General features: G+C 71.2%; 6 protein-coding genes and 1 tRNA gene. 5 read left to right on the forward strand and 2 right to left on the reverse strand.

Translation table 11 applies throughout. From position 1 onward, the window contains the following. On the reverse strand, window positions 1–363 hold a 363-nt coding region (locus VMR86_02435; protein ID HTO05888.1), incomplete at its 3' end, for a radical SAM protein. A gap of 148 nt (window positions 364–511) precedes the next feature. On the opposite strand from VMR86_02435, the gene VMR86_02440 reads away from it, so the two are divergent. After that, window positions 512–3061, forward strand: a complete 2550-nt coding sequence (locus VMR86_02440) for a pitrilysin family protein (protein ID HTO05889.1) — start codon at window positions 512–514, stop codon at window positions 3059–3061. A gap of 119 nt (window positions 3062–3180) precedes the next feature. Here VMR86_02440 and ggt read toward each other — a convergent pair whose 3' ends face one another. After that, window positions 3181–4911: a gamma-glutamyltransferase gene (gene ggt, locus VMR86_02445; GenBank protein HTO05890.1), complete on the reverse strand. Its 1731-nt coding sequence runs from the start codon at window positions 4909–4911 to the stop codon at window positions 3181–3183. Window positions 4912–4960: 49 nt separating this feature from the next. Here ggt and VMR86_02450 point away from each other — a divergent pair, with 49 nt between their 5' ends. The 4 genes from VMR86_02450 to VMR86_02465 all read left to right on the forward strand — a co-directional run. Continuing rightward, window positions 4961–5536 carry a peptidylprolyl isomerase gene (locus VMR86_02450; protein ID HTO05891.1) on the forward strand — a complete coding sequence of 192 codons (576 nt, stop codon included), beginning with the start codon at window positions 4961–4963 and terminating at the stop codon, window positions 5534–5536. A 311-nt stretch (window positions 5537–5847) separates the two neighbouring features. Then, window positions 5848–5923 (forward strand) — tRNA-Phe (locus VMR86_02455). Between the two features lie 165 nt (window positions 5924–6088). Further along, complete coding sequence (locus VMR86_02460; GenBank protein ID HTO05892.1) at window positions 6089–7312, forward strand: amine dehydrogenase large subunit; 1224 nt, start codon at window positions 6089–6091, stop codon at window positions 7310–7312. A 13-nt stretch (window positions 7313–7325) separates the two neighbouring features. Next, the coding region (locus tag VMR86_02465) for a MauE/DoxX family redox-associated membrane protein (GenBank protein ID HTO05893.1) at window positions 7326–7835 on the forward strand (510 nt) is incomplete at its 3' end.

Here is a 7835-nt window from a genome sequence, read left to right on the forward strand (position 1 = left end):
CGCGGCGCGCAGCTCGGGCACGCGCGAGACCTCGAGCTGGCCCGGGTTCAGCTCGACCGTGATCTCGGCGTCGGGCGCGAGCGAAAGGTCGGCCGCGAGCGCCTCGAGCAAGCGCCCGACCGACTTCGCGCGCAGGAGCGATGGCGTGCCCCCGCCGAAGTACACGCTGGCGAGCGCCCGGCCGGCCAGCGCCTCGCGCCAGCGCCCCCATTCCAGGAGCAAGAGCTCCACCAGCTCCTGCTCGTCCGACTCCGCCAGCGTCCCCACGCCCACGACCGCAAAGTCGCAGTACGGGCACACCCGCTCGCAGAACGGAACGTGAATGTAGACGCCGAGGTCGGCGTCGCTTGTACCTCGACTCACGGCCCGTATCCTATGCGCCCCGCGACCGGCGGGGGGAGGACGCGTTTTGCGAAGAATCGTGGCGACTGGCCTGGCGGCGCTGCTCTGCGGCTGCGCGGGAATGACCGGCACTGGCCAAGCCCCCTCGGCGGCCATAGGAAAGGACGGAATGCTGCGCACGACGCTCGACAACGGCCTGAAGGTCATCCTGGTCGAGGACCACTCCGCACCGGTGGTGGCGCTCAACGTCTGGGTCCGCACCGGCAGCGCCGACGAGCGCCCCGACCAGTGGGGCATGGCGCACCTGCACGAGCACATGCTGTTCAAGGGCACCGACAAGTACGGCGTGGGCCAGATCGCGGCCACGGTCGAGGGCGCGGGCGGGAACATCAACGCCTTCACGTCCTACGACATGACCGTCTACCACATCACCATGGCGAGCAAGGACGCGCCGGTGGGCGTGGACGTGCTCTCCGACGCGGTGCTGCACTCGGGCTTCGACGCCACCGAGCTGGCCAAGGAAGAGGAGGTCGTGATCGAGGAGATCCGGCGCTCCGACGACTCGCCCGACAGCCTGATGTCGAAGGTGCTGTTCGAGACCGCCTACACGCAGCACCCGTACCGGCGCGAAGTGATCGGTACACAGGAAAGTGTCAGGAGCTTCACGCGCCAGGGCCTGCTCGACTTCTACCACCACTGGTACGTGCCCAACAACATGACCTTCGTGGCGGTCGGCGATCTCAAGGCCGACGCCATGCTGGCGCAGATCAAAGCCGCGTTCGCGGGCGCCAAGCCCGCCAAGGACCTGGTGCACACGCGCACGTCCGAGCCGGCGCAGACCGCGGCGCGCGCGGCGGTGGTGAAGAGCGAGTTCGAGCAGTCACTGCTGGGCATCGCCTGGAAGGCCACGAGCTTCGGAGACACCGACACCCCGTATCTCGACCTCCTGGCCAGCGTGCTGGGGGGCGGCGAGAGCTCGCGGCTCTACCGCGAGGTGAAGGACCGCCAGGAGCTGGTGCACGGCATCCACGCCAGCTCGTACACGCCGCTCGACCCGGGCCTGTTCTTCGTCGATGCCGAGCTCGACGCCGCGAACATCGACCAGAGCGTCGCCGCGATCGGCGACCAGGTGCGCCGGCTGCGCGACTTCGGCCCGTCGCAGACCGAGCTCGACCGCGCGCGCACCAACGTGATGGCCGCGCAGGTGCACGAGCGCGAGACCATGATGGGCCAGGCGCAGAAGTACGGTTACTTCGAGCTCCTGGCCGGCGGGATCGAGGCGGAGCAGCGCTATCTCGACCAGGTCAAGCGCGCGACCGTGGCCGACCTGCAGCGCGTGGCGCAGAAGTATCTCGTGTCCCGGACCGCGACCGTGGTCGCGCTGCTGGGCAAGGACGCCAAGGGCGAGGCCACCAGCGAGTCCGCGCTGCTCGCGTCGCTCGAGCGCGGCAGCTCGGGCGAGAGCGCGCCGCTGGCCGCGCAGACCCTGCGCGACGGCATCCGCGAGTACAAGCTGCCCAACGGCCTGCGCGTGGTGGTGAAGGCGAATCACTCGGTGCCGCTGGTCTCCCTGCGCCTGGCGTTCCGCGGCGGCGTGCTCGCCGAGAGCGAGAAGAACCAGGGCATCACCTCGTTCGTCGCCGACATGCTGACCCGCGGCACCCAGAGCCGCAGCTCGGCGCAGCTCGCGGCCGACGTGGAGAACATCGCCGCCGACCTGTCCGGCTTCTCGGGCCGCAACAGCTTCGGCCTGCAGGGCGACTTCCTGGCCGAGTCACTCGACCAGGGCCTCGACCTGTTCGCCGACGTGCTGCTCCACCCCTCGTTCGATCCGCAGGAGATCGACAAGCAGCGCGTGGAGCGCCGCGCCGCGCTGCGCCGCCGCGAGGACAACCTGGGCACGAAGGCCTTCGAGGCGTTCCAGCAGGAGCTGTACCCGAAGCACCCCTACCGCTTCTCGTCGCTGGGCACGGACGAGACGGTCGGCAAGTTCGACCGCAGGGCGCTGTCGGCCTACTGGCAGGCGCTCGCCCAGCCCGACAATGCCGTGCTCGGGGTGGTGGGCGACGTGGACCCCGACCGCTTCGTCGAGTCACTGCGCCTGCGCCTGTCCGAGTGGAAGGCCACGGGCAAGGCGGCGCTGCCGGCGCGCACCACGCCCACGCCGCCGATCAAGGCGCGCGAGACCAGCAAGGCCAAGCACAAGAACCAGTCGCACATCGTGTACGGCTTCCTCGGGCTCTCGGTCGACGATCCCGACGTGGCGGCGCTCGACGTGCTGACCCAGGTGCTGGGCGGCCAGGGCGGCCGGCTGTTCGTCGAGCTGCGCGACAAGCAGAGCCTGGCCTACTCGATCACCGCCTTCGAGATGGAAGGCATCGACCCCGGCACGTTCGCGGTCTACATGGCGGGCGCGCCGAGCAAGCTCGACGAGTCACTCGCCGGAATCCGCAGCGAGCTCTCGAAGATCGTGAACGAGCCGGTCGGCGCCGACGAGCTCTCGCGCGCGAAGGGTTACCTGATCGGCTCGCAGGCCGTGTCGCTGCAGAGCTACGGCGCGCAGGCCATGCTGCTGTCACTCGACGAGCTGTACGGCCTGGGCGCCACGCACCACCTGGACTACCAGGCGCGCGTCTCCGCGGTCAGCGCCGACGACGTGCAGCGCGTGGCGAAGCGCGTGATCCGCCTCGACGCGCCGGTGGTGGCGATCATCAAGTGAGTCCGTAGCCGAGCGAAGGCCGCCCTGAGCGAGGCTGCAAGCGGCGGAGCGTGGGTAGGGTGCCCACGCGATCACTTGTCGAGCCGCGCGCAGTGAGCCGCAGGCGAACGAACGCCCAGTCAGAACCCGAGCGCCGCGCCGTCGCGCCGCGGGTCAGTGGCGCCGAGCCAGGCGCCGCTCGCGGGGTCGCGCGCGATCAGCTGCACCGCGCCCAGCGGGTAGGGGCTGGGCTGCACGTTGTGGCCCCACGCGCGCAGCTTGTCGAGCACGTCCTTGGGGTGACCGGGCTCGATGGTGAGCACGTCGGGCATCCACTGCTGGTGCACGCGCGGCGCGGAGACCGCGGCCTGCGGATCGAGCTTGAAGTCGATCACGCCCAAGAGGCTCTGCAGCACCGCCGTGATGATGAACGTGCCCATCGGGCTGCCGACCACGTATCTCACCTGGCCTTTGTCGAGCACGATCGTGGGCGTCATGCTCGAGAGCGGGCGCTTGCCGGGCCGGATCGCGTTCGCGGCGGTGCCCAGCGCGTTCCAGGCGTTGGGCGCGTTCGGGGTGATGGAGAAGTCGTCCATCTCGTTGTTCAGCACGATGCCCGTGCCCGGCACGGTGATGAGTGACCCGAACAGCGTGTTCACCGTCTGCGTGAGTGACACGGCGTTGCCCTGGCCGTCGACGATCGAGATCTGCGTGGTGCCGGCGTCGGCGGGCGGCGCCACGAGGGGCTCGCGCGCCTTGGGGATCCAGGCCTTGCCCCAGTTCCAGGGGGCGCGCAGCAGCAGCGGCGGCGGGCGCAGCTGCGCGGACAGCTCGGCGCCGTACTCCTTCGAGATCAGCTTGTCGGTCGGCACGGTCCAGTAGTCGGGATCGCCGAGATACACGGCGCGGTCCGCGAACGCGAGCTTCATGGCGCCGGCCACGAGGTTGATCTCCTCGCTCGAGTTCTGGCCCAGCGCCGCGAGGTCGTACGGCTCGAGCGCGTTCAGCATCTCGAGCAGGAGCACGCCGCCCGAGCTGGGCGGGGGCATCGACACGATGTCGAGCCCGCGGTAGGTCCCGCGCACGGGCGTGCGCCAGATCGGCTGATAGCTCGCGAGGTCGCCGGTGGTGAGCGCGCCGCCGCTCGCGTCGGCGATCTGCTGCGCCAGCGGACCGCGCGAGAGCGCGCTGCCGCCGCGCGCCGCGACCTGCTCGAGCGTCTTCGCGAGCTCGGGCTGCCGGAGCCGCCAGCCGAGCGGCGGAATCTTCCCGTGGTCGAGCTGGATGCGCGCGGTCTCCGGATAGCCGGCGAGCTTCGGCGCCACCATCTGCAGCATGCGAATGTGATTCGGCCCGACCTCGACGCCGTCGCGACACAGCCGGATCGCGGGCTTGAGCAGCTCCCGCCACTCGAGTGACCCGTAGCGCTGGTGCAATTCCCAGAGACCCTGCACGAGCGACGGCACCGCGATCGCGCGCGGGCCGATGCGGGACGCGTCCGCAATCGCCTTGCCGCTGCCGTCGAGGTAGTTCTCGGTCTTCGCGCTGGCGGGCGCGGTCTCGCGCGCGTCCAACGCCGCGGACTCGCCCGACTCGGCCATGTAGACCACCACGAACGCGCCGCCGCCCAGGCCCGAGCTGTACTGGTGGGCCACGCCCGCGGCGAACGCGGTGGCGATCGCCGCATCGACCGCGTTCCCGCCGCGCCCGAGGATCTCGCGCCCCGCGTCGACCGCCGGCCCGACCGACGTGACGACCATGCCGCGCGAGCCCCACGCCGGTCCGGGGCTATCGGCGCGGCCCGCGGGCGCGAGCAGGAGACACAGCGCGAGGAGCACGACCACGACCCGGTGCGGCTGGGGGGAACGCATGGCCGCCGACCGTATCACAGGCGCGGCGCCGTGCTAGCGTCGGGTCCCCATGCGTATCCTGGCCGCGTTCGCGTGCATCTCACTCGCCCTCGCGTCCTGCCGCGCGCGCGCGCCCGAAGGCCCCACCGCAGTGATTCGCGTCCGCAACTTCGGCGAGATCCGCATCGAGCTCGCGCCGAAGCTGGCGCCGAGACACGTCGCGGCCTTCAGCGGGCTCGCCGCCGCGCACTTCTACGACGGCACCACCTTCCACCGCGTGATTCCGAGCTTCATGATCCAGGGCGGCGACCCCAACTCGAAGGACGCCGACCCCATGAACGACGGCACGGGCGGCCCGGGCTACACGCTGCAGCCCGAGTTCAGTGACTCGCCGCATGTGCCCGGCACGCTCTCGATGGCGCGCCGCTCCGAGCCCGACAGCGCCGGGAGTCAGTTCTTCATCATGACCACCGGCTCGGAATCGTGGCGCCCGCAGCTCGACCGCCAGTACACGGTGTTCGGCCACGTGCGCTCCGGCCAGGACGTCGTCGACCGTATCTCCGCCGTGCCGCGCGACCGCCGCGACCGCCCGCTCGAGAACGTGGTCGTCGATTCGATCACGATCGAGCCCTCCCCCACGCGCTGAGCCGCTTCTCATCGCCATTTCTGCAACTCACCGTCGACCCCGCGGGTCAGACCTGGCAAATGCGAAGTCCGCTCCGATTCGCGGCGACGATCGGACCGTGGTGAGCAGCCACCTCCCCCTCCTGTAAGCCCGATCCGACCCCCCGGGCCCGCCCCGAGGAAGCCGCACCCGCGCCGGACTCCCCCAACCCGGCGCGGGGAATCGGCGGGCGGAAGCGCCACTGGCACGGTGGCGTGACGACCGCCCCACCCTGCGCCATACTGCGCGCCCGCTCTGCCCGCCCCCCGTGGGGCCTGTCCGATTTCTTCCGTGGCGCGGTAGCTCAGTTGGTAGAGCAGCGGACTGAAAATCCGCGTGTCGGCGGTTCGATTCCGCCCTGCGCCACCATGGAACGCCCTTAGGGCCGCGCCGGACGCCGCGGGTTCGAGCGTGCGCTCGCTCCGCGCCAGCTCCTCGCGCTGCGCGGCTGAGCGCCGCGGCGCTCCCGCTCTCGCGCGCGGCTCGCGCGGGGAACCGCTCGACGCGCTCCCGCGTTTGAGATAGATAGGGCGCATGTCGTGGCGCCTCGCGCTGGCGCTAGTCGCCGCCGCGCTCCTCGCCCCGGCCGCGGGCGCGGAGCTCGGCGCCGAGCCGGTCGGGGGCGTGACTGTCCTGCCCGAACGGCCGGGACCGCACTGGTTCTGGCTGTCCGACGTGCTGTTGCACCGGACAGCGCTCTTCGACGCGGACTCGGGCGTGATGCTCGGGCTGCTCTCGTCCGGGACCGCGAACGTGGGCTTCGTGGTCGACCCCTTGTTCTCGCCCGACCACCGGGAGATCTACCTGGCCGAGAGCTTCTTCTCGCGCGGCGTGCGAGGCGAGCGCACCGACGTCGTGACCGTGTACGACGCGCGCACGCTCGAGCCCGTGCACGAGATCGCAATCCCGCCCAAGCGCGCCGAGTACTACCCCGGCAATGCGGCGAATGCGCTCTCGGACGACGGGAGCATCGCCGCGGTGTTCAACCTCACGCCGGCGCAATCGCTCTCGCTCGTCGACGTGCGCGGGCGGCGCTTCGTGACGGAAGTCGCGACCCCGGGCTGCGGGCTCGTGTTCGCCGCGGGACCACAGCGTTTCTTCATGCTGTGCGGCGACGGGTCGGCGTTGGTGGTGGCGCCCGGCAAGGACGGTGCCTGGACGCTGACGCGCAGCAAGCCCTTCTTCGACCCGAACGCCGACCCGCTCACCGAGAAGGCCGTCCGCTGCCGCGACGAGTGGCTGTTCGTCTCGTACGAAGGGATCGTCCACCCGGTCGACGTGTCGGGCACGGAGCTCTCGTTCGGTAAGCCCTGGTCACTCTTCGACGACGCCGCGCGCGCGGCAAAGTGGCGGATCGGCGGGAACCAGCACCTCGCGGTCCACGCGCGAACGAACCGTCTGTATGCGCTCGTGCACCAGGGCCCGCCCGACACGCACAAGCAGGGGGGGCGCGACGTCTGGGTGTACGACCTCGCGTCGCACCAGCGCGTGCAGCAGATCCGGCTCGCGAACTCACTGGCCGGGATGGTGCGGCAGCAGATGGGCTTTGCGCCGCGGAGCACCGCGGCGTGGCTGCTCGCTGCCGTACTGCCGAACCCGGGCGCCGATCTGATCTTCGTGACTCAGGACGATACGCCGGTGCTGCTGGCGGTGAGTCAGGGGCCGATGCCGGTCGCCGTGCACGACGCGAGCAGCGGTGAGCCGGTGGGTGAGGTCGCCGAGGCGGGCCTCGCCGCGACCCTGGTCTTCGGGCCTTGAGGTAGGGAGCTCCATGGCGCCACACGTCGATCCAGTCCTGCTCGCGACGCTCCGCGCGGCGCTGGCGCTGCTCTTCGCGGCTGCGGCGCTGCACAAGCTTCGCGATCGCGCGATCTTCGAGGCGGTGCTGGCCGAGTACCGCGTGCTCCCGCGCCCGCTCCTGCACGTCGGAGTATTGGGGGTACCGGCGCTCGAGGGCACAGTGGCCGTCGCGCTCGTGCTTCCCGGCGCCCTCGGCCCGGCCGCCGCGGTGTTCCTTCTCGCGCTCTACGGCGGCGCGATCGCGCTGAACCTCGCGCGCGGGCGGCGCCAGCTCGACTGCGGCTGTCTCGGCCCGAGCCTGCGCCAGCCGCTTTCGGGCGCGCTCGTCGCACGCAACGCGGGGCTCGCCGCCGCCGCGTTCGTGTGCCTGCTGCCGGCGGCGCCGCGCGCGCTCGTCTGGCTCGACGCGCCAACCGTCGCCGGAGCAACCGCGTGCCTCGCGTTGTTCTGGCATGGCGCGCACCAGGCGCTGGCGCTGCGC

Source organism: Myxococcota bacterium (assembly GCA_035498015.1).
Lineage (GTDB): Bacteria > Myxococcota_A > UBA9160 > SZUA-336 > SZUA-336 > VGRW01.

Excerpts from the sequence above, each read along its gene's own strand:
- VMR86_02440 (HTO05889.1), top strand. The coding sequence starts at position 512 with ATGCTGCGCACGACGCTCGACAACGGCCTGAAGGTCATCCTGGTCGAG.
- ggt (HTO05890.1), bottom strand. The coding sequence starts at position 4,911 with ATGCGTTCCCCCCAGCCGCACCGGGTCGTGGTCGTGCTCCTCGCGCTG.
- VMR86_02450 (HTO05891.1), top strand. The coding sequence starts at position 4,961 with ATGCGTATCCTGGCCGCGTTCGCGTGCATCTCACTCGCCCTCGCGTCC.
- VMR86_02460 (HTO05892.1), top strand. The coding sequence starts at position 6,089 with ATGTCGTGGCGCCTCGCGCTGGCGCTAGTCGCCGCCGCGCTCCTCGCC.